Annotated in this window: 26 protein-coding genes; 20 read left to right on the top strand and 6 right to left on the bottom strand. The window is 37.1% G+C overall.

Features of this window, described 5'->3' with window-relative positions; genetic code table 11:
- Window positions 1–39: 39 nt before the first annotated feature.
- The 4 genes from recF to dnaA form a co-directional block, all read right to left on the bottom strand.
- Window positions 40–1,155, bottom strand: coding sequence for a DNA replication/repair protein RecF (gene recF, locus ABE34_RS12905; RefSeq protein ID WP_197142966.1), 1,116 nt, complete (start codon window positions 1,153–1,155; stop codon window positions 40–42).
- A 3-nt stretch (window positions 1,156–1,158) separates the two neighbouring features.
- On the bottom strand, window positions 1,159–1,383 hold the full coding sequence (gene yaaA, locus ABE34_RS12900; protein ID WP_197142965.1) for a S4 domain-containing protein YaaA: 225 nt from the start codon (window positions 1,381–1,383) through the stop codon (window positions 1,159–1,161).
- Window positions 1,384–1,549: 166 nt separating this feature from the next.
- Window positions 1,550–2,686, bottom strand: coding sequence for a DNA polymerase III subunit beta (gene dnaN / locus ABE34_RS12895; RefSeq protein ID WP_197142964.1), 1,137 nt, complete (start codon window positions 2,684–2,686; stop codon window positions 1,550–1,552).
- 169 nt (window positions 2,687–2,855) lie between these two features.
- Window positions 2,856–4,205 (bottom strand): chromosomal replication initiator protein DnaA, encoded by a 1,350-nt coding sequence (dnaA, locus tag ABE34_RS12890; protein WP_197142963.1) that lies wholly within the window; start codon window positions 4,203–4,205, stop codon window positions 2,856–2,858.
- 558 nt (window positions 4,206–4,763) lie between these two features.
- Between dnaA and rpmH the strand changes: the two genes are divergently transcribed.
- The 11 genes from rpmH (at window position 4,764) to ABE34_RS12835 (ending at window position 16,061) form a co-directional block, all read left to right on the top strand.
- Window positions 4,764–4,898, top strand: coding sequence for a 50S ribosomal protein L34 (rpmH, locus tag ABE34_RS12885; protein ID WP_004233310.1), 135 nt, complete (start codon window positions 4,764–4,766; stop codon window positions 4,896–4,898).
- Between the two features lie 101 nt (window positions 4,899–4,999).
- Window positions 5,000–5,344 carry a ribonuclease P protein component gene (rnpA, locus tag ABE34_RS12880; protein ID WP_197142962.1) on the top strand — a complete coding sequence of 115 codons (345 nt, stop codon included), beginning with the start codon at window positions 5,000–5,002 and terminating at the stop codon, window positions 5,342–5,344.
- A gap of 289 nt (window positions 5,345–5,633) precedes the next feature.
- Complete coding sequence (gene yidC / locus ABE34_RS12875; protein ID WP_197142961.1) at window positions 5,634–6,404, top strand: membrane protein insertase YidC; 771 nt, start codon at window positions 5,634–5,636, stop codon at window positions 6,402–6,404.
- Window positions 6,401–7,192, top strand: coding sequence for an RNA-binding cell elongation regulator Jag/EloR (gene jag, locus ABE34_RS12870; RefSeq protein ID WP_197142960.1), 792 nt, complete (start codon window positions 6,401–6,403; stop codon window positions 7,190–7,192). The genes yidC and jag overlap by 4 nt, the downstream gene beginning before the upstream one ends.
- 538 nt (window positions 7,193–7,730) lie before the next feature.
- Window positions 7,731–9,116 (top strand): tRNA uridine-5-carboxymethylaminomethyl(34) synthesis GTPase MnmE, encoded by a 1,386-nt coding sequence (mnmE, locus tag ABE34_RS12865; protein WP_197142959.1) that lies wholly within the window; start codon window positions 7,731–7,733, stop codon window positions 9,114–9,116.
- 28 nt (window positions 9,117–9,144) lie between these two features.
- A complete protein-coding gene (gene mnmG, locus ABE34_RS12860) occupies window positions 9,145–11,040 on the top strand; it encodes a tRNA uridine-5-carboxymethylaminomethyl(34) synthesis enzyme MnmG (protein WP_197142958.1) in 1,896 nt (631 codons plus the stop codon).
- Window positions 11,041–11,481: 441 nt separating this feature from the next.
- On the top strand, window positions 11,482–12,198 hold the full coding sequence (rsmG, locus tag ABE34_RS12855) for a 16S rRNA (guanine(527)-N(7))-methyltransferase RsmG (protein ID WP_197142957.1): 717 nt from the start codon (window positions 11,482–11,484) through the stop codon (window positions 12,196–12,198).
- Between the two features lie 179 nt (window positions 12,199–12,377).
- Complete coding sequence (noc, locus tag ABE34_RS12850; RefSeq protein WP_197142956.1) at window positions 12,378–13,277, top strand: nucleoid occlusion protein; 900 nt, start codon at window positions 12,378–12,380, stop codon at window positions 13,275–13,277.
- A gap of 386 nt (window positions 13,278–13,663) precedes the next feature.
- Window positions 13,664–14,425, top strand: a complete 762-nt coding sequence (locus tag ABE34_RS12845; RefSeq protein ID WP_079563360.1) for a ParA family protein — start codon at window positions 13,664–13,666, stop codon at window positions 14,423–14,425.
- Window positions 14,418–15,266, top strand: a complete 849-nt coding sequence (locus ABE34_RS12840) for a ParB/RepB/Spo0J family partition protein (RefSeq protein WP_197142955.1) — start codon at window positions 14,418–14,420, stop codon at window positions 15,264–15,266. Before ABE34_RS12845 ends, ABE34_RS12840 begins: the two co-directional genes overlap by 8 nt.
- Before the next feature lie 78 nt (window positions 15,267–15,344).
- Window positions 15,345–16,061 carry a DUF554 family protein gene (locus ABE34_RS12835; protein WP_197142954.1) on the top strand — a complete coding sequence of 239 codons (717 nt, stop codon included), beginning with the start codon at window positions 15,345–15,347 and terminating at the stop codon, window positions 16,059–16,061.
- Here the strand turns inward: ABE34_RS12835 and yyaC are convergent.
- Window positions 15,978–16,610, bottom strand: a complete 633-nt coding sequence (yyaC, locus tag ABE34_RS12830; protein WP_197142953.1) for a spore protease YyaC — start codon at window positions 16,608–16,610, stop codon at window positions 15,978–15,980. The two genes, ABE34_RS12835 and yyaC, sit on opposite strands and share 84 nt — an antisense overlap.
- Window positions 16,611–16,704: 94 nt before the next feature.
- Between yyaC and ABE34_RS12825 the strand changes: the two genes are divergently transcribed.
- The 4 genes from ABE34_RS12825 to ABE34_RS12810 all read left to right on the top strand — a co-directional run bounded on the left by ABE34_RS12825 (window position 16,705) and on the right by ABE34_RS12810 (window position 20,250).
- Window positions 16,705–17,589, top strand: coding sequence for a mechanosensitive ion channel family protein (locus ABE34_RS12825; RefSeq protein WP_197142952.1), 885 nt, complete (start codon window positions 16,705–16,707; stop codon window positions 17,587–17,589).
- A gap of 1 nt (window position 17,590) precedes the next feature.
- Window positions 17,591–17,818, top strand: coding sequence for a DUF951 domain-containing protein (locus ABE34_RS12820; RefSeq protein ID WP_197142951.1), 228 nt, complete (start codon window positions 17,591–17,593; stop codon window positions 17,816–17,818).
- A 210-nt stretch (window positions 17,819–18,028) separates the two neighbouring features.
- Window positions 18,029–19,129, top strand: a complete 1,101-nt coding sequence (gene ychF, locus ABE34_RS12815; protein ID WP_197142950.1) for a redox-regulated ATPase YchF — start codon at window positions 18,029–18,031, stop codon at window positions 19,127–19,129.
- An 80-nt stretch (window positions 19,130–19,209) separates the two neighbouring features.
- Entirely contained in the window at window positions 19,210–20,250 is a 1,041-nt protein-coding gene (locus ABE34_RS12810) for an acyl-CoA dehydrogenase (protein WP_197142949.1), read from the top strand.
- A 69-nt stretch (window positions 20,251–20,319) separates the two neighbouring features.
- Here the strand turns inward: ABE34_RS12810 and ABE34_RS12805 are convergent, their stop codons facing one another.
- Window positions 20,320–20,880, bottom strand: a complete 561-nt coding sequence (locus tag ABE34_RS12805; RefSeq protein WP_197142948.1) for a DUF3267 domain-containing protein — start codon at window positions 20,878–20,880, stop codon at window positions 20,320–20,322.
- A 173-nt stretch (window positions 20,881–21,053) separates the two neighbouring features.
- Here ABE34_RS12805 and rpsF point away from each other — a divergent pair, with 173 nt between their 5' ends.
- The 5 genes from rpsF to ABE34_RS12780 all read left to right on the top strand — a co-directional run bounded on the left by rpsF (window position 21,054) and on the right by ABE34_RS12780 (window position 24,187).
- Complete coding sequence (gene rpsF, locus ABE34_RS12800) at window positions 21,054–21,341, top strand: 30S ribosomal protein S6 (protein WP_053482932.1); 288 nt, start codon at window positions 21,054–21,056, stop codon at window positions 21,339–21,341.
- 40 nt (window positions 21,342–21,381) lie between these two features.
- Window positions 21,382–21,957, top strand: a complete 576-nt coding sequence (gene ssb / locus ABE34_RS12795; protein ID WP_197142947.1) for a single-stranded DNA-binding protein — start codon at window positions 21,382–21,384, stop codon at window positions 21,955–21,957.
- A gap of 38 nt (window positions 21,958–21,995) precedes the next feature.
- Complete coding sequence (rpsR, locus tag ABE34_RS12790) at window positions 21,996–22,232, top strand: 30S ribosomal protein S18 (RefSeq protein WP_054610249.1); 237 nt, start codon at window positions 21,996–21,998, stop codon at window positions 22,230–22,232.
- Window positions 22,233–22,473: 241 nt separating this feature from the next.
- Window positions 22,474–22,719, top strand: coding sequence for a hypothetical protein (locus tag ABE34_RS12785; RefSeq protein ID WP_197229813.1), 246 nt, complete (start codon window positions 22,474–22,476; stop codon window positions 22,717–22,719).
- A 526-nt stretch (window positions 22,720–23,245) separates the two neighbouring features.
- Window positions 23,246–24,187: a YybS family protein gene (locus tag ABE34_RS12780; RefSeq protein WP_197142945.1), complete on the top strand. Its 942-nt coding sequence runs from the start codon at window positions 23,246–23,248 to the stop codon at window positions 24,185–24,187.
- Window positions 24,188–24,198: the final 11 nt, after the last annotated feature.

Raw genomic sequence — 24,198 nt, 5'->3', positions numbered from 1 at the left:
ACTATTACCATTCTTTTGTAATCTAAAAAACTCCCCGGGCTAACTTTCTTCAATCGCTCCTTGTTTCACGTGAAACAGCTGTGCATGCTCCATCGTTTCATGATGAATTCCATCAACACTTGTAGTCGTAACAAAGGTTTGAACTTCACCTTGAATGGTGTTTAATAAATGCGATTGACGATAATCATCGAGTTCCGACAATACATCATCTAAAAGTAGTATGGGTGTTTCATTTGTTTCTTGTTTAATTAATTCGATTTCAGCAAGTTTTAATGAAAGAGCTGTTGTTCGTTGCTGTCCTTGTGAACCGTAAGTCTGAACATCATAGCCATTTACTAAAAACTGCAAATCGTCTCGGTGTGGACCAACTAGTGTTACACCTCGATCAAACTCACGATCCTTAGCTTCAATTAGCTTTTTATGCAAATAGCCTTCAATTTCACTGGAAGTATGTTCTTTGTCAATACCCGTTACTGTGCGGTATTTAATAGCTAACGTTTCTTTCCCTTGTGAAATACCTGAGTGAATTGGCTCTGCCCACTCTTGCAATAAATCCATAAATTGAAATCTTTTTCGAATAATTTGGGTAGCTGCGTGAATATATTGTTCATTATAAACTTCGTACATCACGTCATCTGGCATTTTTTTACCTTGATTCATTTTTAAAAAATGGTTACGTTGCTTTAAAATTTTTTGAAAGGTTAATAAATCATGCAAATAAACAGGCGAAATTTGCCCAATCTCCATATCAATAAAACGTCGTCGTAATTGCGGACTCCCCTTTACGACGTTTAAATCTTCGGGTGCAAACATAACGACATTCATTTGGCCAATATAATGACTGAGGCGGCTTTGTTCTATATGATTTATCTTACCTTTTTTGCCTTTTTTCGTAATCGTAAGCTCAATCGGTAAAATACCATGCCTTTTTTGAACGGCCCCTTCTATTTTACCATAGTCTGTATCCCAACGTATTAATTCTTTATCGTTCGTCGTTCGATGAGATTTAGCCATCGCTAATACGTAAATGGATTCCATAACATTTGTTTTCCCTTGTGCATTTTCACCAATGAAAACATTAATTTTTGGAGAGAAGTTTAATGCTAATTCATCATAGTTACGGTAATTTGTAAGTTTTAACTGCTCTATCTGCATAATCTACTGTCCAGTTGTGCCAACGATACGAAATCGACCACATCCAGGAATATTGACAATGTCACCATCACGCAATTTACGACCGCGGCGATCATCTATTTCTCCATTTACATAAACATCATTTTCATGTAAAAACCACTTCGCCATGCCACCAGAGCTAATAGCATCGGTCATTTTTAAAAGTTGCCCTAATGTGACAAATTCTACATCAATTTTAATGTCCTTCATAGTTGAGTTCCCCTCCAAATACAGACTGTCTATCTCTCTATCATACCTAAAATTCCGCCATAAGTAAAAAAAGATAGCCGCAACTAGCGACTATCAGGACGTTTTTCAAAGTATTTAGAGCTTGAAGTTATGGAGTTTATTCTCTACAACCAAAACTGTTTGAAATTTAATAAGTTCGTACAGGTAAAATCAACTGTAAAATTGCATCATCATGAACAGAACGTAAAATAAACGGTCTCATAGCTCCTGTGAATTGAATAACTACTTCTTGACCATCTATTGCTTTCAATGCTTCCATCATGTACTTCGCACTGAAAGAAATTTTTAAGTTCTCCCCTTCTAATGACTCAACAGGAATTTCTTCTTGGACCTTCCCGATTTCTGGAGAGTTAGAAGAAACTTCAACAGATTGATTATCAAAAATCTCAAAACGTACAACATTATTACGGTCACCTCGAGCAACAAGAGATGCACGATCGATTGCTTGTAATAACGATTTACCGTTAATCGTTAGATTTGTTTGATATTCTTCTGGGATTAAACGTGTTGTATCTGGATAGTTACCTTCAAGTAAACGTGAGAAGAATAGTACTTCTCCAGTTTTAAATAACACTTGCTGGCTTGTAATAACAATTTGAACAAGATTTGTTGAATCCTCTAAAACTTTATTTAACTCATTTAAACTTTTACCAGGAATAACAACACTATGTTCAACCTCAGGTAAATTTTCCAGTTGAACTTTGCGTCTTGCCAAACGATGGCTATCTGTTGCAACACAGATTAACGCTTCGTTTTTTATCTGCCAGTTTACACCTGTCAACACCGGTCTACTTTCTGAAGTGGCAACAGCAAATACTGTTTCACGGATAATTGACTTTAATAGGTCTGCAGGGATAGTAAATTTTTGATCCTCTGTTAATTCAGGTAATAAAGGATATTCAGTAGCATCTGAGCCAATTAAGTGGAATTCAGATTTACCTGAACGGATATGAGTTTGGAAACCAGCTGTTACTTGAATTTCAACTTCATTTGTTGGTAACTTACGTACAATTTCATTAAACATACGAGCTTGTACAACAATTGATCCTGTTTCTGTAATATGAATTATTTGTTGGCCATCTTCTTCAACTGGAATAAATGTTTGTATAGTGATATCAGCGTCACTACCTGTTAAACGAATACCCTCTGTTGTTACATCGATTTTAATCCCCGTTAAAATTGGAATAGTTGTTTTAGAACTTACGGCTTTCATGACATCATTTAAACCCTCTAATAAACGGTCACGTAAAATATCAAATTTCATTCGTTTTCCCTCACATATTTATATTATTTATTTATATAAAATAAAAAAGATATAGTAATAGGCCCTGTGGATTTGTGGATAAGTGCATTTAAGTGAATAAAATCAGTCTATCCACATGTAGATAGACTGTGTATAAGTTTGTGTTTAAACGTATGGGTTGTCCACAGAATTATTTTCCTAGCATGCTTCGAATTTGTTTAATATCTTGCTGAAGCTGAACGTCATTTTTCAACATAGAAGATATCTTTTCGTGAGCATGTATAACAGTAGTATGGTCGCGTCCACCAAATTCTTCGCCAATTTTCGGCAGCGAAAAATCTGTTAATTCGCGAGATAAATACATCGCGACTTGACGTGGAAAAGCAATTAATTTTGTACGTTTTTTCGCGGCGAAATCCTCTAAACGAATATTAAAGTGCTCACCTACTGCATTTTGAATGTCTAGTATAGTGACAGTTCGTGGCTTCGAATTAGGAATAATATCCTTTAGTGCCTCAGCAGCCAAAGTCGCATTAATATCCTTGTTAACAAGTGATGAATAGGCAACGACGCGAATAAGCGCACCTTCAAGCTCCCGAATATTGGAGTCAATCTGGTTCGCAATATAGAGCATGACTTCATTTGGCACTTCTAGACCATCAGCCTTTGCTTTTTTTCGAAGAATGGCGATACGAGTTTCCAAATCAGGAGGCGCAATATCTGTAATTAGTCCCCATTCGAATCGAGAACGTAAACGATCTTCCAATGTCGGAATTTCCTTAGGCGGACGGTCACTGGAAATAACAATTTGTTTCGATTCTTCATGCAATGTATTAAAAGTGTGGAAAAATTCTTCCTGAGTTGATTCTTTTCCTGCTAGAAATTGAATATCATCAATTAGCAGTACATCTACATTGCGATATTTATTGCGGAAATCAAGTGCCTTATTATCTCGAATTGAGTTAATAAATTCATTTGTAAATTTTTCAGATGATAAATAGACTACCTTTGCATTTGGATTATGTTCCAATACATAATGGCCAATCGCATGCATTAAGTGTGTTTTGCCAAGCCCTACTCCCCCATAGATAAAAAACGGGTTATAAGCCTTCGCAGGTGCTTCTGCAACAGCTAGCGAGGCAGCATGTGCAAAGCGGTTACCAGAGCCAATAACAAACGTATCAAAAGTATACTTCGGGTTTAACATACCTGGTGAAATATCATGGTGATCGTCATTTTTTGCTTGGATAATCGGCGCTGGTAAATCGAAATCGTCCGAATCCTGGTTTTTTTGAACAACAAACTTAATAAGCAAGTCTTCGCCTGTAAGCTCCGTTAATATACCTGTAATCAAATGAATATAATGATTTTCAAGCCAGTCTCGAGCAAACGAATTTGGCGCAGCAATCGTCACAGTAGAACCACTACCATTGTAGGAAAGTAGTTTAGTAGACTTTAGCCACGTTTCGAAGCTTGGTTTAGAAATTTTTTGTTCAACTTGAGCCAGGACATTATTCCATAGTTCTTCTAAATGTTCCAAGCTGCTAATCTCCTTTACAGTTCAATACAAATTAAAAATAGCGCATTTATAGAAACGGTAAACACGTTCATTTTACAACTAGTCCACAAACTCACAAGTTGTGGATAAAAGTTAACCAAAGGCTGTGATAAAAATTATCCACAGCATATTAACAGTTGTGGATAAAATAATAAGTAATTTTAGTTTTCAACAAAGTGAAGCACAGATATCGTATCAGAAAAACAAAGCCATTTCAATAGTTTGTGAAACTTATCCACATACCTTTTATTTATGCACGTCCAAGTTGTCCACAAGGTCTGCTTATGTGAAAAAGGTGTAGATAAGTGTTGTGGATAAAAAAATATGCAAAAAATACTATACACAACTCTGTGTAAAAAAAACAAGTATTCTGTGGATAATTTATTTTATTCAGGAGAAGAGGATTTTAGGGAGACATAGATATGGATTTGCTCAAATATATAAATTTATAAAAGTCATTGACAAAATAACTAGTTACTTTATATAATATTCAGGTCTGTATGTTGAAAAATTCAACTCATTCAGGAGGTGTCTATATAAATGAAACGTACTTACCAACCAAAGAAACGTAAGCACAGCAAAGTTCACGGTTTCCGCGCACGTATGAGCACGAAAAACGGTCGCAAAGTTCTTGCTGCTCGTCGTCGTAAAGGAAGAAAAGTATTATCAGCATAAAATAAGTCCACTGAGACACATCAGTGGTCTTTTTTTTCTTTATTTTTGGGAAAACTAGAAATGAGGATCAAAGGATAATTATCGAGTAGCAGGTGAAAGTAATGAAAAAACGCCAACGAGTGAAAAAAAACGATGATTTTCAAAAGGTGTTTAAGAAGGGTAAATCTTTCGCTAATCGTCAGTTTGTCGTATATTTTTTAGAAAAAGAGGGACAAACAGAGTTTCGTGTAGGATTATCGGTTAGCAAAAAACTTGGGAATGCAGTAACACGCAACCAGATCAAGCGCTATATTCGACAAAGTATTCATGAATTAAAAGATGAAGTGAAGCAGAATATGGACTATGTTATTATCGCCAGACAACCGGCGGCCACTATGGATTTTCATGAAGTAAAACAAAGTTTGCAGCATGTACTACGAATCGCAAAGGTTTTGAAGAAGACGTAATATGAATGGCAACCAAAGTGGTGAAATAAAAGCGTTTCTGCGCGAAGGTGAAGTCACTGAAAATACACATAGGGGTATTTTGAAGTGGGATTTCACTGCGATATGTGAATGATTAGTAACATTACTTAGCAAATATATGTACATTGTTAGAATATTTAGTAGAGTGAAACGTTATATGCATGATAAAATAACTGATAACTTTATTCAGTAGCAGGAAACTGTAAATGTATAAAGAAGAGAATGCATATAGTTTTAGAAAAAGTGAATAGTATTTGTAGGGGGAAGAAGGTTGAAGAAACAACTTTGGGTAATTTTGTCGCTAGTATCAGTAGTATTACTACTATCTGGTTGTACAGAATTCAATGAACCAATCTCCAAAGAAAGCACAGGCTTCTGGAATGAATTCATTGTTTGGCCATTAGTGTCAGCGATTAAATACTTTGCTGAAATGCTTGGTTCATATGCATGGGGGATTATTGTTGTAACGATTATTATTCGTTTAGCCATTCTTCCATTGATGATCAAACAAACAAAGAGCTCTAAAAAAATGCAAGAAATTCAGCCGAAATTGAAGGAATTGCAAAAGAAGTATGCTTCTAAGGATGCACAGACACAGCAACAGTATCAGCAAGAGATGATGAAGCTTATGAGTGAATCTGGTGTCAATCCAATTGCTGGATGTTTACCTGTACTCATTCAAATGCCAATTTTAATGGGTTTCTACCATGCGATTAGTCGTATGAATGCTACAGCTGCATTCGATTTAGGGAATTTCTTTATTTTCCCATTAGCAGATCCTGCACCGGCATTAGCAATTATTGCTGGTTTAATGCAATTTATCGTTTTACGTACGGGCCCTGCGATGGATAACCCTCAAATGAAAATAATGATGTACATTATGCCATTTATGATTATTGGTTTCGGTATGGCATTACCAGCAGCATTATCACTATACTGGGTAATCGGTAACATTATTTCGATTGCTCAAAACCTGTTTATTTATAAACCTTGGAAAAAAGATAAAACACAACCTGCTCAAAATGGAGGGGCTAAAAAGTGAAACAACTTACGCAAATAGGCGCAACAACACAAGAAGCGATCTCATTAGCGTTACAGAAACTTGGCAAAACCCGTGAACAAGTAGATGTTGAAGTTTTACAAGAAGGTAAAAGAGGATTTTTAGGTTTTGGGGCACGATCTGCAGAAGTTCGTGTAACAGTAAAGGAAGTACAGGTTCGGCCAACGATTGAGGCGGAAAAAGCTGAACAGCAAAATACGACTCAATTTGTCGAATCAGCAGTAATAGATGATGTTGAAACAATAAGTTCACAAGTTTCTGAACAACTAAGTGATATCGAAGCGGTTCAACAAGAGGGAGAAGATACCTCAATGAACCCAATTGAAGATGCAAAGTCTTATTTAGTAAACATTGCAGAACAATTGGATATTCATGATCTTGAAATTGAAACGACACGTGAAGGGAAATATGTATTATTTCAGCTGAAAAGTGAAAAAGCTGCACTGCTTATAGGGAAACGTGGTCAAACATTAAATTCCTTGCAGCAATTAACACATCTTGTGTTAAATAAAAGTGCTAAGCAGTTCTTAATGGTGAAATTAGACGTAGAAAACTATCGTGAACGTCGTCAAGAAGCATTGGAGTTACTGGCAGATCGTATGGCGGATAAAGCACTTCGCTTAAATCAGCGTGTAACGTTTGAGCCAATGCAGTCGTACGAAAGAAAAGTTATTCATAATCAATTGGCAAATCGCCTTGATATTGAAACATACTCAGAAGGAACGGAGCCTAATCGTTATTTAGTCATTGAACCTGTCAAAAACGACTAAGCTTCGTAAAAACATACAGACAAAACGAAAGTCATTTTATCGTCATGATAAAATGACTTTTTTATGTTGTTGAAAAACAAATAAGTTTTATTATTCAATTCAAAAGCGAACACTATATCTATTTACCATAATAGAAAAGACTTACTTATACCTGTAACATGAATTACACACCATTTACTGTCGCTTCGCTTTCGCGCAAAAGACATCTGTTGGCCCGAGACCCTGGAGCGAGCAAAGCGAGTGAAGCGGCTCATCGGACGCCCCCAGGAAAGCGCTCAGTCGGAACGAAAATCAACCCCTCGTTTTGCCGAAGAATATACTTTATTCATTGGCACGATAGTTTTTTAATTAAGTGTGAACGCTCTAGCATTTGCACCTTTTGTCGAAATACATGCTATAATGTAGAGCTTTCTGATTATCCACAATTGGAAATTATCCTTACTTTAGATTTTGCAGAAAATATGTTAGTCTAAGGTGTTAGTAAGTATTGGTCGGTTTTTATTTATCCACATGTGGATAACGTTAAGGAGGTCATTAAATGGAGTTCGATACAATTGCTGCGATATCCACACCTATGGGTGAAGGCGCTATTGCTATTGTTCGTTTAAGTGGGGACGAAGCAGTCTCAATTGCAGATAAAATATTCAGATCGCCTGGTGGAAAAAGTTTAACAACGAAGGCTTCACATACAATTCATTATGGACATTTGGTCGATCCAAAAACGAATGAGGTTGTAGAGGAAGTAATGCTGTCATTAATGCGCGGACCTAAAACATTCACTCGTGAGGATGTAATAGAAATAAACTGTCACGGGGGACTTGTTTCGGTAAACCGTGTATTAAAGCTAGTATTGACTAATGGAGCAAGACTAGCAGAGCCAGGTGAATTTACAAAACGTGCATTTTTAAATGGACGTATCGATTTATCACAGGCAGAAGCAGTCATGGATTTAATAAGAGCGAAAACTGATAGAGCGATGAATGTAGCGTTAGGACAAATGGATGGCAAATTATCGCGTTTAATTGGTGACTTACGCCAAGCATTACTAGAGACATTAGCTCAAGTTGAGGTTAATATAGATTATCCGGAGTATGATGATGTAGAAGAAATGACAGTACCAGTATTAGTAGAAAAATGTACATGGGTACGAAATGAAATTATAAAACTTTTGCAAACATCTTCTCAGGGGAAAATATTACGAGAGGGTCTATCAACTGTTATTTTAGGTCGCCCAAACGTTGGGAAATCTTCTCTTTTAAATAGTTTAGTACAGGAGAATAAGGCTATTGTGACAGATATAGCAGGGACAACTCGTGATATTATAGAAGAATACGTGAATGTACGTGGTGTTCCGCTTCGTTTAGTCGATACAGCTGGTATTCGAGAGACAGAGGATATCGTTGAACGAATTGGTGTTGAACGTTCACGTGAGGCGTTGCGTGGAGCAGATTTAATTTTATTTGTTTTAAACTACGCAGAAGAATTGACTGCCGAGGATGAGCGTCTATTCGAAACGATTAAAGCGATGGATTACATCGTTATTGTTAATAAAACAGATCTACCGCAAAAAATTGATTTAGCACAAGTCAAAGAGCTAGCAGGCAACCGTCGCGTTGTGACAACTTCTCTTTTACAAGAAGAGGGTATCGCAGAACTAGAGGAAGCGATTGCCGCGTTATTCTTTGAAGGGCAAATTGAAGCGGGCGATTTAACATATGTTTCAAATGCAAGACATATTGCATTACTTCATCAAGCACAAGCAACGGTCGAGGATGCATTAGCTGCAGCACAAGCTGGTGTACCTGTTGATATGGTGCAAATAGATGTAACAAGAACATGGGAATTACTTGGTGAAATTATAGGTGACACAGTACAGGAAAGCCTAATTAATCAGTTATTTTCACAGTTCTGCTTAGGAAAATAATTTAATTAAAGAAAGGAAGATACGAGCTATGCCAACAAAATATGAGGCAGGCACGTTTGATGTTATCGTAATTGGCGCAGGTCACGCAGGTTCTGAAGCTGCATACGCCGCAGCCAAAATGGGTGCTAACACACTGATGTTAACAATCAATTTAGATATGATTGCATTTATGCCATGCAATCCTTCCATTGGTGGTCCTGCCAAAGGAATCGTAGTACGAGAAATTGACGCATTAGGTGGCGTCATGGGGAAAGTTATTGATAAAACGCATATTCAAATGCGTATGTTAAATACAGGGAAAGGTCCTGCTGTGCGTGCATTACGTGCGCAAGCGGACAAAGTTTTATACCAACAAGAAATGAAACGCGTGTTGGAGGAAGCAGAAAACTTAACAATGCACCAAGGTATGGTGGAAGAGTTAATAATCGAAGACGGGGAAGTAAAAGGTGTTATTACACAAATCGGTGCTATTTACCGCGCTAAAACAGTTGTTATCACAACAGGTACATTCCTTCGCGGTGAAATCATTATTGGAGACATAAAGTATTCAAGTGGCCCTAATAACCAACAACCGTCTATTCGTTTAGCAGATAACTTAAAAGAGATTGGCTTTGACCTTGTGCGTTTTAAAACAGGTACACCACCACGAGTGAATAGCCGTACAATTGATTATGATAAAACAGAGATTCAACCAGGGGATGAAGTTCCACGTGCATTTAGCTTTGAAACAACTGAATTCATCATGGATCAACTACCTTGCTGGCTGACGTATACAAGCCTAGAGACACATGAAATTATCGAGGCAAACCTACACCTTTCACCGATGTACTCGGGGATGATTAAAGGTACGGGTCCACGTTATTGTCCGTCTATTGAAGACAAAGTTGTGCGATTTAACGATAAACCGCGCCACCAAATTTTCTTAGAGCCAGAAGGTCGTGATACACGTGAAGTGTATGTACAAGGTTTATCAACTAGCTTACCAGAGCATGTACAAACACGTTTACTAAAATCAATTCCAGGCTTAGAAAAAGCAGAAATGATGCGTGCTGGCTATGCTATTGAATACGATGCAATCGTGCCAACACAATTATGGCCGACGTTAGAAACAAAACGTATTAAAGGCTTATATACTGCTGGTCAAATCAATGGTACATCAGGTTACGAGGAAGCGGCAGCTCAAGGCTTAATGGCTGGGATGAATGCTGCTGCTAGTGCGCTTGGAAAAGAAGAATTAATCTTAGGTCGCTCAGATGCTTATATTGGCGTATTAATTGATGATTTAGTAACAAAGGGAACAAATGAACCGTATCGCTTACTAACATCTCGTGCGGAATATCGTCTACTACTTCGTCATGATAACGCTGATTTACGTTTGGTAGAGAAAGGGTTTAATATGGGAATGATACCTGAGGAAAGATATGCAAAATTCAATGAGAAAAAAGAGCTGATTGATAATGAAATTGCACGTCTTCGTGAAGTTATTATTAAACCAAATGAAACAACACAAGCTGTTATTCGCTCTGTAGGTGGCAGTGAACTAAAAGATGGTATTCGTGGAGCAGATTTATTAAAACGTACAGAAATGAATTATGGTTTAATTTCTTCATTAATTCCAGCAGACATAGAGTTTTCGGATGAAGTGAAGGAACAAATTGAAATTCAGCTTAAATATGAAGGCTATATTGAAAAAGCATTACAACAAGTTGAAAAGCTTCATAAAATGGAGAATAAAAAAATCCCTGAAAATATTGATTATGATGCTATTTCAGGTCTAGCAACAGAAGCTCGACAAAAATTAAAACAAGTTACACCACTTTCCATTGCCCAAGCATCGCGAATATCTGGTGTAAACCCAGCAGATATTTCAATATTACTTGTTTATATTGAGCAAGGTAAAATCGCACGCGTCAGCGGCGAATAATTAAGAACAGTAAAGTGAATAAGAGGCGGGCATACCTTTGTGCCCGCTTCCTATTTTTAACTTCTTTCAGCATTCATCTCCCATCTCCATAGGTGGTGAGATGAATGCGGTTTTAAGTCACTATTTCAGCGGGTGTTCAAACATCTGTACCTGTCGTTACGCTTTCGGTACAAAAGACATCCGCTGAAATAGTGTAACTCATTCTAAGAACGCTACGTCCTGTGGCAATGACTGAGTTACTAACATCATGTTGTTGCTGACGCTACGCTTTCGCACAAAAAACATCTGCAGGCCTAAGCACAAAGCCGATTCAAGACGCAATTATGCCGAGGCATAATTGATGGCTATGCTATTTTTATATAGTTGATTTTAGAGCGAGTGAATACATGCTTACAAGTCAATGTAGGGATAGTAAAGCCATATAGAAAAAGGAGACTTTACATGAACGAACAACAATTTATCGAGGCTTTAAAGAAAAAGGGCATCGAGCTCTCTGAAAAGCAGATTGCTCAATTCAAAAAATATTTTGAGTTACTTGTTGAGTGGAATGAAAAGATGAACTTAACAGCTATTACCGATTTAGAAGGTGTTTATTTAAAACATTTTTATGATTCGATTAGTGCCTCTTTCTATTTTGATTTTTCAAAAGTAACAACAGTTTGTGATGTAGGAGCAGGTGCTGGTTTCCCAAGTATTCCAATTAAAATCTGTTTCCCACATTTACATGTAACAATTGTCGATTCTTTAAATAAAAGAATTACATTTTTAAATCATTTAAGTGATGAGTTACAATTAGAGAATATGAATTTTGTACATGCACGTGCAGAGGAATTTGCTCAAAATGCGAAATATCGTGAACAGTTTGATGTTGTAACAGCTCGTGCAGTAGCCCGCTTATCGGTCTTATCAGAGTTATGTGTACCACTAGCGAAACAAGGTGGATATTTTGTTGCTTTAAAAGCAGCAGCTGGTGCGGAAGAATTAAAAGATGCAAAAAAAGCATTGACTACATTAGGGGTTGCACTAAAAGAAGAGTTTTCTTTCCAACTGCCTGTTGAAGAAAGTGACCGCATGTTATATATCTTTGATAAAATAAAAGGAACACCGAAAAAATATCCGCGTAAACCAGGTGTACCAAATAAAACACCGATTCAATAATTAGTGTTTCATGTGAAACTTCTCAAAGTAGAAAATATTTTTTCTATTTTGAGCATACATACTAGTTATGGATGGTTCACGCAAATGACATCTACGAACTATATACATTTTAAGAAATATAATAAATAATAATAGAATAAAACAGAGCAAGATAGTTACTTAAAGGTGGTGCCACTTGGATGAAAAGTCCTTTTTCACGTTTTTTTGGAGGCGGAAATAAAACTGAGCCTATTGTGAAAAATGAAGTAGAACAAGCAGAGACGGTTCAGGCAGCGGAAGAGGTTATAAAGCTCCCGATTGATCAAATTGTGCCTAACCGTTTTCAGCCACGTACTATTTTTGATGATGAAAAAATTGAAGAGTTATCAAGAACCATTCATACGCATGGTGTAATTCAGCCAATTGTTGTACGTAAAACAGCAGAAAACCAATATGAAATTATTGCTGGTGAGCGTCGTTATCGAGCAATGAAAAAGCTACAATGGACAGAAGTTCCGGCAATTATAAGAAATTTAACTGATAAGGAAACAGCCTCTATCGCGTTAATTGAAAACTTACAGCGTGAGGAGTTAACAGCAATTGAAGAAGCTGTTGCCTATCAAAAATTATTGGAGCTTCATGAGCTGACACAAGAAGCTCTAGCCCAACGACTTGGAAAAGGACAATCCACGGTAGCCAATAAATTGCGTTTATTAAAGCTTCCTGAAGAAGTACAGCATGCTATTTTAAAACGTGAAATCTCTGAACGACATGCACGTGCATTAATTGCAATTAAAGATCAGCCACTACAGCTAGAAGTTTTACAACAAACGATTGAAAATGATTGGAATGTTCGTCAGTTAGAAGAGCAGATTTATTCTTTACTGCATCCAGAGTTGGAAGTACAAGAAGAAGCAGAACCGAAGAAAGTAAAGCCGAAGCGTAAGGCCATTAGTAAAGACGTACGTATTGCTTTAAACACGATTAAACAATCGTTATCAATGGTAACAAAGAGCGGTATTACAGTTAAGACTGAAGAAGAAGATACAGAGGAATATTATCAAATTACAGTGAAAATCCCTAAAAAGAAAAAGTCTTAAGTCGTGATTGAAGTTTTATTAAAAAAATAAAAAAATGGCTTTTGTGACATCATCAAAATTGAGGATGTCATCTGTATAGCGTATTCCATATATATAAGTTGATTAGAGTGGAGGATGGGCGGCTCATCGGACGTCCTCGGGAAAGCATTCAGCCGGAACGGAAATCAACCCCACGTTATGATGATAAGTCGCTTTTATATCTCTTTACGGAGGAGACATCTTAGTAATATTTCTGAGATGTCTCCTTTTTTGCATATATTCTTAATATTTTATACAACTCTGTTCTGTTTTTTTGATAGAATGAAAGTAAGATAGACGTATTGAATAGTGATTTTACAAATGATTTGTCAAATTGGACTTTGATAGATGAAAGCAGGTGCTTTTAAATGGGTAGAATTATAGCAATCGCCAATCAAAAAGGTGGCGTAGGAAAAACAACGACATCGGTCAATTTGAGCGCTTGTCTAGCATATTTAGGAAAGAAAGTGCTCTTAATCGATACTGATCCACAAGGAAATACAACAAGTGGACTTGGTGTTAATAAGGGAGAACTTCACGGATGTATTTATGATGTGTTAATTGATGATGAAAAAGTTGAAAACGTCATTCAACAAACAAATGTCGAAAACTTAGCAATCATTCCGGCAACCATTTCATTGGCAGGAGCAGAAATTGAATTAGTTTCGACTATTTCCAGAGAAGTACGTTTAAAGCATGCTCTTCAAGATGTTAAAGAAGACTATGATTATATTATTATCGATTGTCCGCCTTCGTTAGGGCTGCTAACAATTAATGCTTTAACAGCTTCGGATGCACTCATTATTCCTGTACAATGCGAATATTACGCATTAGAGGGATTAAGCCAGTTGTTATCAACTGTACGTTTAGTGCAAAAACATTTAAATCAGCAATTATACATTGACGGTGTATTATTGACGATGCTTGATGCACGAACAAACCTTGGCTTACAAGTTATTGATGAAGTAAAAAAATATTTCCAAGAAAAAGTATACAAAACAATTATTCCTCGTAATGTGCGATTAAGTGAGGCTCCAAGCCATGGACAGCCAATTATCACTTATGACGCAAAATCAAGAGGTGCGGAAGTGTATTTAGAGATGGCGAGGGAAGTGATTAAAAATGGCTAAAGGTTTAGGAAGAGGCATAAGTGCACTATTTCCTGGAGAGTCTTTAGAACAAAGTGGGCAAGTGGAAGAGATACAATTAGAACTTATCGTTGCAAACCCATTTCAGCCACGTAAAATATTCGATGAAGAAACTTTACAAGAATTAGCTGACTCTATTCAGGAACATGGTATTTTACAGCCTATTGCCGTACGTAAAAAGGGACGTAAATATGAAATTGTAGCAGGGGAACGTCGTTATAGAGCAACTCAATTAGCAGGGTTAAAGGTTATTCCAGCTATTATAAAAGAGCTAACAGATACGCAAATGATGGAGCTAGCTATTTTAGAAAATCTGCAGCGTGAAGATCTGACAGTTATTGAAGAAGCTGAGGCATACCAAAGCTTAATGGAAAACTTACATTTAACACAAGAGGAACTATCCAAACGATTAGGGAAGAGTAGACCGCATATTGCCAATCACGTTCGTTTACTTGCATTACCAGAGGATGTTCGTAAGTTTATGAACGATGGGACATTATCGATGGGACAAGGACGAGCATTACTTGGATTAAAAAATAAAAGAAGAATATCAGAAGTGGCTACTAAGGTCATTAAACAAGGTTTAAATGTGCGACAAGTTGAAATGTTAGTACACAGCTTAAATGAAGAAGTTTCACGTGAAACAACTCAACCGAAGAAAAAGGATATATTTGTAGCAGCTAAGGAATCACAGTTACGTGATTATTTTGGAACAAATGTACAAATTAGAAAAGCTAATAATAAAGGGAAAATTGAAATTGAATTTTACTCTGAAGATGATTTAGAACGCATTTTAGAAATACTAAATTTACAAGAAGAGTAAGAGAAATATCGATAACGTAATCAGAGCGCCAAACTACAAGGCGCTCTCTATTTATCTAGAGAGAAGGGAGGTAGGGACGTGGTATTACTAGGGGCATTCATTAACGCGCTGCTCATTATGGTAGGAGCATTGGTAGGACGCATTTTTAAAAATATACCTGAATCGATGAAGTCTTCTGTATTATCGATTATCGGTTTAGCCGTTGCACTTTTAGGGATTAAAATGGGCTTTGAAAGTGATAATTTTATTATTCTAATGATAAGTTTAGTGGTCGGTACAGTAATTGGTGAGTGGTTAGATTTAGATAAGCAAATGAATAGACTTGGACAATGGGTAGAATCTTTATTCAGTAAAAAACGTACTGATAATAATCAAATTAGTATAGCAGAAGGCTTTGTAACGGCTTCTTTAATCTTTGTAGTTGGCTCTATGGGCGTTATTGGTGCACTCGATAGTGGTCTGCGTAATGATCATAATGTACTGATTACGAAAGGATTAATCGATGGATTTATATCGATCATCTTAACATCTACATTAGGTATTGGCGTGCTATTATCTGCATTACCTGTGTTCGTCTATCAAGGATTAATTGCACTTTTTGCGGGTGTTATCAGCTCTTTTATACCAGAGGCTGCACTACAAATGTTTATTCATGAAATGACTGCTGTAGGCGGTGTTATGATTTTTGCCATTGGTTTAAATATAGCAGGTTTAACTAAAATCAAGGCTGCTAACTTGTTGCCAGGTATCGTTGTTGTCGGTATTGTGGTTGCTATCTTCTATATTTTTCAATGAGTAACGATGTGCAGCGAGCAATAGAGCTCTTGAAAGCTTTTCAGCCATTGCATAGGAAATATGAAGTCTGGTATTTTGTAAAACAAGCATTTCCATAAAGCCTCCAACATTGACGATTCCCTTAATGGAAATGTCACCGATTGGGGGTAATTGTTTTTTTACAGCTTTTCCCGGAAAAATAGGTCCATTCTGTACAGAAATATGTCCAACATTTTGTTCACTTCCAAGACATGCATCAATCGCAATAATGAAAGGTTTTATAGTATGATTGTGTAGCTGTTGCATAGTAGCGTCTAAATTAAGGGCATGCAAAGGATTGTCTAAAGAGCCTACAATTTCATAGGGAAAACTAACTGACTTTTTTAGGAAGCTACCTGTTAACGGCCCAAGCGTATCACCTGTACAACGGTCACTTCCAATACAACAGAAAATAAGGCGTTCATGATGAAAGGGTATATGTTCTAAAAATAATGTACTTAATTGCCAAACGATATTTTTACTTTCATGATGAAGAGAATAAGGGAGTAACAATTTTGGTATAGTATTCATAGAAAAACTCGCTTTCCTTTTTGATTTGTAAGAAGTGCTCGATTTTTATGCAGTATACGCAAATTTTTAGCAAGTTATTCAAGAGGTGGTAATAATGGATTGGTTTAGTGAAAGGGTATTAAGTAACTTATGGGATAAGCTGATGTCAGAGCAGCTTTGGGAAACGATACTGACTGCTTCAATTAAGATAACGGTTATTTTGATCGCATCGTGGTTAGCTGTCCGATTAGGTAAAAAATTTATTAAAAAAGTGTTTTTAATGCGTATGCGTTCGCCTTTAGATCATTCAGAACGTCGCCAAACAACAATTTCAAGATTATTACAAAGTGTCATTTCCTATGCTGTTTATTTTTCAGCAATCATTGCTATTCTCTCTATATTAGAGATTAAGATAGCAGGGTTATTGGCAGGAGCAGGGATTGTTGGTTTAGCTATTGGTTTTGGTGCGCAGAGCTTAGTAAAGGACGTCATTACTGGATTCTTTATTATTTTTGAAGATCAGTTTGGTGTTGGCGATTATATAAAAATTAATGCAGCTGAAGGAACTGTTGTAGAGATAGGATTACGTACGACAAAGATTAATGGTTCTACGGGGGAACAGTTTATTATTCCGAATGGTTCGATTGGCGATGTTGTCAATTACTCTGTCAACAACTCTAAAATTTATATAGATTTACAAATGACGACGGATGCCAATTTTGAAAGAGCTGAATCTATTATTCAAAAGTACTTAAATACTTTACCTGAAATTCATAAGGAACTTGTAGCAGTACCTGTCTTTTTAGGAGTACAAAATGTTAAGGGTACAGAAGTAACGATTCGTATAGCCGCAGAAACATTACCACAGCAACAATATGGAGTGGCTCGTACTATTCGTCGTGATGTTACAAAACTCTTTGAAGAAAATAATATACCAATGGCTCATCCGAAAATGATGTTCTATGGTGTGAATGGGAATGAAGAGGGGAGAAGTGAGTAATATGGACGCAAAGAAATTTGGTTTAAATGATATTGTTGAAATGAAAAAGCAGCATCCATGTGGCACAAATGAGTGGAAGATTATTCGAATGGGGGCAGATGTACGCATTAAATGTGAAGGTTGTCAGCATAGTGTCATGATTCCACGTCGCGAATTTGAGAAAAAAATGAAGAAGGTTTTAATTTCCGCTAGTGAAGATAAAGCCTCCGGCGGATGTCACGGATTTTGAAAGGAATGAATTGTGCCCGCACAATTCAAAATCCTGACGCAATTACGCCAAGGCGAAATTGATGTGTATTAGACTTTTTATGAGTGAATCAATATAATAGATAAGGTTATACAGTGATTCATCAGTGAGGACTTCTGTAACCTCACAGTATCCGTTAGAACGGGAAATAAGAACAAATTTGAACAGATCATAGAAAGGTTGTGTCCATTCATGGCATTAACAGCTGGAATCGTTGGTTTACCTAACGTTGGAAAATCAACATTATTTAACGCAATTACAAAAGCGGGCGCATTGGCTGCAAACTATCCATTCGCAACAATCGATCCGAACGTCGGTATTGTTGAAGTACCAGATGCACGTTTAGATAAATTAACAGAATTAGTAACACCTAAAAAAACAGTACCAACAGCCTTTGAGTTCACAGATATTGCTGGGATCGTAAAAGGCGCTTCAAAGGGTGAAGGGCTAGGGAACAAATTCCTTGCTCACATTCGTGAAGTAGATGCAATTTGCCAAGTTGTACGTTGTTTTGTTGATGAAAATATTACGCACGTATCAGGTGGAGTAGATCCGATAGACGATATTGAGGTCATTAATTTAGAGCTTGCACTTGCTGATTTAGAATCAGTTGATAAGCGATTACAACGTGTTGGCAAAATGGCAAAGCAAAAAGACAAAGAAGCAATGATCGAAGAACCAATTCTTGTAAAAGTTAAAGAACAATTAGAAAACGGTCGACCAGCACGCGCTGCAGAGCTTTCAGAAGACGAGCTAAAAGTTATTAAAGGACTTCATCTTTTAACAATTAAACCTATGCTTTATGTGGCGAACGTTTCAGAAGATGAAGTTGCTGACGCAGATAATAACGAATATGTGCAAAAGGTACGTGAGTATGCAGCTGCTGAAGGAGCTCAAGTTATCACAATTTGTGCAAAAATCGAGGAAGAAATTTCTGAGCTTGATGATGAAGAAAAAACAATGTTCTTAGAAGAACTAGGAATTAAAGAATCAGGTTTAGACCAATTAATCCGTACTTCATATGATTTACTAGGGCTAGCAACTTACTTCACTGCTGGGGTACAAGAGGTACGTGCATGGACGTTCCGTAAAGGTATGAAGGCACCACAATGTGCTGGAGTCATTCATACGGACTTTGAACGTGGATTTATTCGTGCAGAAACAGTTGCTTTCGATGATTTAGTAGAAGCTGGTTCTCAACCTGCTGCTAAAGAAGCTGGTAAAGTACGTCTTGAAGGTAAAGAGTATGTTGTACAAGACGGCGATATTATGTTATTCCGTTTCAATGTGTAAAAAACGAACAGGGGCAATCTTTCAATAGATTGCCTTTTTTGTATATATTTTTATCTGAATTTTCAATCTGGAGGATTAGTATGAACATATTACAAATAAAAGATCGTGGTTTAGAAATTGAGGAGCTAGGTAGATTACCAAAAGATATAGTGGAGCTTATTTATGAGCGGCAATTGTTTAAGCTATTCACAGCAAAGGAATTAGGGGGTAAAGATTTAGAGCTACTAGAGGGCATGAAAGTATTTCAGCAGATGTCTGCACTTGATGGCAACTTTGGATGGCTTGTCACAATAGGGACAGGGGGTAACGCGTTTATTCCAACATTGAACAAAGAGGTTTGTGAAAAAATATTTTTACCAAGAAATGCAGTCATAGCAGGTAGCGGCCATCCTTCGGGTAGAGCGGTAAAAATAGATGGGGGCTATCGTGTAACAGGTCAATGGAAGTATTGTAGTGGAGCAGATTATGCTACAACTTTTACGATGAATTGCTTTGTCGAGAATGAAGGTATTAGAACTGATAAAATAATTAGTTGCTCAGTAAATTGTGATCAAGTAGAGGTTCTTAATGATTGGCGAGCAATGGGCTTAAAAGCGACAGCTAGTCATACGATTCGTGTGCAAGATGTTTGGGTACCTGAACAAGAGACATTCCAATTGGGCATAGCTAAAAATAAGTATGGAAGTGCAGTACATAGTTTTCCGTTTGGGGCATTTGCAGAAGCTTCATTTATAAGTGTTTGTCTTGGAATAACAGAAAATTTCTTAGAAGAGGCGTCTATTTTAGTAAAGCAAAGAAAGTATGATCCAAGCCGTACCGAACGTATGGGTGCAATACAATTTTTATTGATGCAGCAACAGAAGAACTTTAGACAGCTTGAAGAGCAATATTATTTAATGTTGAGTGAATACTGGCAAAAACATAAAGAAGGTCATAAGTTGACTGAAGAAGAACTGCAACAATTTTCACGAAAAAGTAAAGATACTGCAGTGGCTTGTGTAGACATTGCCAATAGCTTAATACGTAGGCTTGGCATGGATGCAATTACGGAAACATCTTCAATTAATCGTATTTGGAGAAATTTATATACAGCTGCACAGCATAGTTTTTTAACGCCATAAATTTGTGTAAAAAATTAGAATCTGCTTGGAGACAAGCAGATTCTATATGTAACGTGACGCTTAGCAAAGTTATTTCTTTTCCCCGGGCATATATACATAAAGCTTAGGTAGATGAGGATCATCCTGTATTAACGCGTTCTTTGGGTATTTGCGCAATTCTTTATACATGGAAAAATCACCTACTGCTCCAGCGATTAAAAAGGCACCGACTAACACTAAAACAGTACTATTAAAATAGAAACCAGCAATTGTCGGGAGAACGCCAGTTGTCCAGAATGGGAGTAGTAAAGCTTTTTTCATTGCATGATTCAGTAACGGTTGTTCAGTTGTTGCGTACGCTATGCCAAGCTCTAAATTCAGGCCATATTTTAACGATTTAAAGGGTACGCCTCCAAAGAGCATAAAGCCAATTAAATGAAAGGCTTCATGTAAGACAATGAAAATAATATATAGAATAACAAAAAGAATAGATCCAAGTATCATATGCCAAAATGAAAAATCAAAATTTTTAAAGCAAATATATTGAATAGCTACAAATAATATGACAAGGCCACTTGTGACAACTATATTGTCCATCATTAGTTTTTTTATATCCAACTCTATTACGATTGGTTCTTTATCTGGTAGCATGAAGATCCTCCGTTCATTCATGAATTAAGTTCATTATATAGAAAGAATTGTTTAGTTGCGACTTGAAAGACATGTATCTATATGTTACAATTCATTGATGTGAGTAATAATTATTACTTGCTCCTTGCTCCCTGTGTACAGGAGAGCCTAAGTCCATAAGGAGGTGTAAACAGATGAGAAAATACGAATTAATGTACATCGTACGTCCGAACATTGAAGACGAAGCGAAGAAAGCTTTAGTTGAACGTTTCAACGAAATCTTAACTTCTAACGGTGCAGAAGTCATCGAATCAAAAGAGTGGGGCAAACGCCGCTTAGCTTATGAAATTCAAGACTTCCGCGAAGGTTTCTACCAAATCGTTAAAGTAAACGCTACTTCAGAGGCAATTAACGAATACACACGTCTTGCTAACATTAGCGAAGATATCATTCGTCACATTGCGGTTCGTCAAGAAGCATAATCATTTAACAAAATGCTGAAAAAAGGAGGTTGCATTTCTGATGATAAACCGTGTCGTATTAGTTGGAAGACTAACAAAAGATCCTGAGCTACGCTATACGCCTAATGGTGTTGCGTCTACAAGATTTACAGTTGCTGTAAATCGAACATTCTCAAACCAACAAGGTGACCGCGAAGCTGATTTCATTAGCTGTGTTGCTTGGCGCAAACAGGCCGAAAACCTAGCGAACTTCATGCGAAAAGGAAGTTTAATTGGAGTGGAAGGTCGCATTCAAACAGGCAGTTATGAAGGACAAGATGGTAAGCGAGTATACACAACAGATGTAGTGGCCGATAGCGTACAGTTTTTAGAACCTCGTAATGGTGGCGGTGCTCCTGCATCTCCTCAATATGGTGGTGGACAGACTTACGGTAATAACCAACCGTCATATGGCGGTGGTCAACCACAACAACAGTTTGGTGGTGCTATGCCAGGACAGGGTTCATTTGGAGGCGATGCTTATCAGCAGCAAAATCAACCACCTGTGAATCAGCCGAATTATACACGTGTAGATGAGGATCCATTTGCTAATAGCAAAGGACCGATAGAAGTATCTGAGGACGACTTACCGTTCTAATACTTCTAAAATAAAAAATGATAAGGAGGAGACATACTATGGCACCACGTCGCGGAGGCCGCAAACGCCGTAAAGTTTGCTACTTCACTTCAAACAACATTACGAATATCGACTACAAAGATGTAGATTTATTAAAAAAATTCATCTCTGAGCGCGGTAAAATTTTACCACGTCGCGTAACTGGCACAAGTGCAAAGTACCAACGTAAATTAACTTCAGCTATCAAAGTATCTCGTATCATGGGATTACTTCCATTCGTAGCAGAAGATAAATAAGATATAAATAAAGGCACAACAAGGTTTAATCGCTTTGATTGTGCTTTTTTTATTTGTGAAGATGGAGTTGCTAACCTTGTTACCGCCAATATGGAAATTGTGTAAGGTTAACATGTGAAAATCACATAGGGTAGGTAAGTTGAGAATGAATATCCCAATTATTTCATAGTACATCACCAAAAGATTAGGATGGTTAAAATGCATGTCATGTTGATTGGAGTGGAGACCTGGCGACTCCTTCGTGACCAACATCCTGCTGTTGCCGCTGCCGCTGCCGCTGCCGCTGCCGCTGCCGCTGCCGCTGCCGCTGCCGCTTCGCTTTCGCGCAGATAAAACCCTTTTGCTGTCGCTGCGCTTTCGCACAAACAAAACCAAAACCCTATGCTGCCGCTACGTTGCACTCACGCTTTCGCGCAAAAGACATCTGTTGGTCCGAGACCCTGCAGCGAAGCGAATGTTTTCTGTGCGAAAGCGTAGTGCTACGTAGCGGCAGCAACAAAGCGGCTCATCGGACGCCCCAGGAAAGCGCTTGGTCGGAACGGAAATCAACCTCACGTTATTGCAAGGAGCTTGGTTTATCTCAGTAATTGCTCTATATATTACCGATTGCTATTACGATAAGAATTTATTACACTCTTAATAGACATGAATAAAGAAAAGATGGAACGTTAGAGATTGAGAAACAATCGACTAAGGACATTTTTAAAACAAAACGGCTTATAATCACTTCGATTAAAAGCCTTTTTTCATGTATTAGTAACTGTCGTAAGTTGCTTTTTTTATTGTTGAAAAAATTTAAAAATAATATATATAGAAGAGCAGAATTAATGAATGAATTTGTTATGCTTTTTCGGTAAAAAATCTCCTATATAGCTATTTGTTTTATGCTTTAGTCATTGGTTCTACAAAATTAATGACAAAGCATAAGTTGTTCTTAGCGTTTTTTGTTCAATAACCTGAAAAAATGGTACAATAAAGGTCAGTAAGTTTGACTAAAAAAAGGAAGGTTTTCAATGCCGAATAATCAAACAAAGGCGCTTGTACAAGGCTCAATGATGGTCGCAATCTTTACGATTCTAATGCTTATTTCTGCATATGTACCATTCATTTTTATAGTAGGTCTACTATTTGCCCCACTACCGATTGCTTGGTATAGCGCAAATTACAAGCGTTCATCATCAATACTCGTAGCAGTAGTAGGATGTATCTTAACCACTTTAACGAGTGGCATAATTATGCTACCATTTGCCTTTATTTTGGCGTTACTTGGTATCGTTATAGGAAGTGCAATTAATCAAAAGAAGAGCAAACTTTACCTACTCATGTCGTCTGGGGTGGCTGTTCTTCTGTCAATGGCAGTTGTCTATGTAGCCTATGTTCAATTTGCTAGTATCAATATTATTAACATGAGCATAGATCTTTTACGCGAAAATTATGAGCAATCAAATGAACTTGCAAAAACGGTGACAGGTCAAGTAGTGTTTCAGCAAGAACAAATTGAGGCTATGTTAAAAACAATTGAGCTGACAATACCTGCAACAGTAACAATCACTGCATTTATGACAGCATTTATTATCATAACGTTAAATTTACCTGTATTAAAACGTCTTGGTTTAGACGTACCAAAATTTGCACCATTCCAAAATATGCGTTTACCACGATCTATTTTATGGTATTACATGATTGTTTTATGTATTAATTTATTTGTGCGTCCGGAGCTTGGATCTACAGTAGATATTATTGTGTTAAATGTTTCTTCTATCTTATGGATGTTATTAATACTGCAGGGAATTTCCTTTATACATTACTTTATTTCTAAAAAGGAAATGCCTAATACTGTTAAGTGGGTAGCAACTTTGTTAGCCTTACCACTATCATCCATTATGATATTGCTAGGCATCGTAGATTTAGGTTTTGACTTACGTTCACTTGTGAAAGGGAAAACCAAAGAATAAGGGGCTGATGT

Origin of the sequence: Lysinibacillus sphaericus, assembly GCF_015844675.1 — a bacterium.
GTDB lineage: Bacteria > Bacillota > Bacilli > Bacillales_A > Planococcaceae > Lysinibacillus > Lysinibacillus sphaericus_E.
Note: the sequence above shows the minus strand (reverse complement) of the source record. Positions and strands in the feature narration are given on the sequence as shown.

What these genes read in the sequence shown, in the direction of transcription:
- recF (WP_197142966.1), bottom strand. Translation starts at nt 1,155, where the DNA reads ATGCAGATAGAGCAGTTAAAACTTACAAATTACCGTAACTATGATGAA.
- yaaA (WP_197142965.1), bottom strand. Translation starts at nt 1,383, where the DNA reads ATGAAGGACATTAAAATTGATGTAGAATTTGTCACATTAGGGCAACTT.
- dnaN (WP_197142964.1), bottom strand. Translation starts at nt 2,686, where the DNA reads ATGAAATTTGATATTTTACGTGACCGTTTATTAGAGGGTTTAAATGAT.
- rpmH (WP_004233310.1), top strand. Translation starts at nt 4,764, where the DNA reads ATGAAACGTACTTACCAACCAAAGAAACGTAAGCACAGCAAAGTTCAC.
- rnpA (WP_197142962.1), top strand. Translation starts at nt 5,000, where the DNA reads ATGAAAAAACGCCAACGAGTGAAAAAAAACGATGATTTTCAAAAGGTG.
- mnmE (WP_197142959.1), top strand. Translation starts at nt 7,731, where the DNA reads ATGGAGTTCGATACAATTGCTGCGATATCCACACCTATGGGTGAAGGC.
- mnmG (WP_197142958.1), top strand. Translation starts at nt 9,145, where the DNA reads ATGCCAACAAAATATGAGGCAGGCACGTTTGATGTTATCGTAATTGGC.
- rsmG (WP_197142957.1), top strand. Translation starts at nt 11,482, where the DNA reads ATGAACGAACAACAATTTATCGAGGCTTTAAAGAAAAAGGGCATCGAG.
- noc (WP_197142956.1), top strand. Translation starts at nt 12,378, where the DNA reads ATGAAAAGTCCTTTTTCACGTTTTTTTGGAGGCGGAAATAAAACTGAG.
- ABE34_RS12845 (WP_079563360.1), top strand. Translation starts at nt 13,664, where the DNA reads ATGGGTAGAATTATAGCAATCGCCAATCAAAAAGGTGGCGTAGGAAAA.
- ABE34_RS12840 (WP_197142955.1), top strand. Translation starts at nt 14,418, where the DNA reads ATGGCTAAAGGTTTAGGAAGAGGCATAAGTGCACTATTTCCTGGAGAG.
- yyaC (WP_197142953.1), bottom strand. Translation starts at nt 16,610, where the DNA reads ATGAATACTATACCAAAATTGTTACTCCCTTATTCTCTTCATCATGAA.
- ABE34_RS12825 (WP_197142952.1), top strand. Translation starts at nt 16,705, where the DNA reads ATGGATTGGTTTAGTGAAAGGGTATTAAGTAACTTATGGGATAAGCTG.
- ABE34_RS12820 (WP_197142951.1), top strand. Translation starts at nt 17,591, where the DNA reads ATGGACGCAAAGAAATTTGGTTTAAATGATATTGTTGAAATGAAAAAG.
- ychF (WP_197142950.1), top strand. Translation starts at nt 18,029, where the DNA reads ATGGCATTAACAGCTGGAATCGTTGGTTTACCTAACGTTGGAAAATCA.
- ABE34_RS12810 (WP_197142949.1), top strand. Translation starts at nt 19,210, where the DNA reads ATGAACATATTACAAATAAAAGATCGTGGTTTAGAAATTGAGGAGCTA.
- ABE34_RS12805 (WP_197142948.1), bottom strand. Translation starts at nt 20,880, where the DNA reads ATGCTACCAGATAAAGAACCAATCGTAATAGAGTTGGATATAAAAAAA.
- rpsF (WP_053482932.1), top strand. Translation starts at nt 21,054, where the DNA reads ATGAGAAAATACGAATTAATGTACATCGTACGTCCGAACATTGAAGAC.
- ssb (WP_197142947.1), top strand. Translation starts at nt 21,382, where the DNA reads ATGATAAACCGTGTCGTATTAGTTGGAAGACTAACAAAAGATCCTGAG.
- rpsR (WP_054610249.1), top strand. Translation starts at nt 21,996, where the DNA reads ATGGCACCACGTCGCGGAGGCCGCAAACGCCGTAAAGTTTGCTACTTC.
- ABE34_RS12780 (WP_197142945.1), top strand. Translation starts at nt 23,246, where the DNA reads ATGCCGAATAATCAAACAAAGGCGCTTGTACAAGGCTCAATGATGGTC.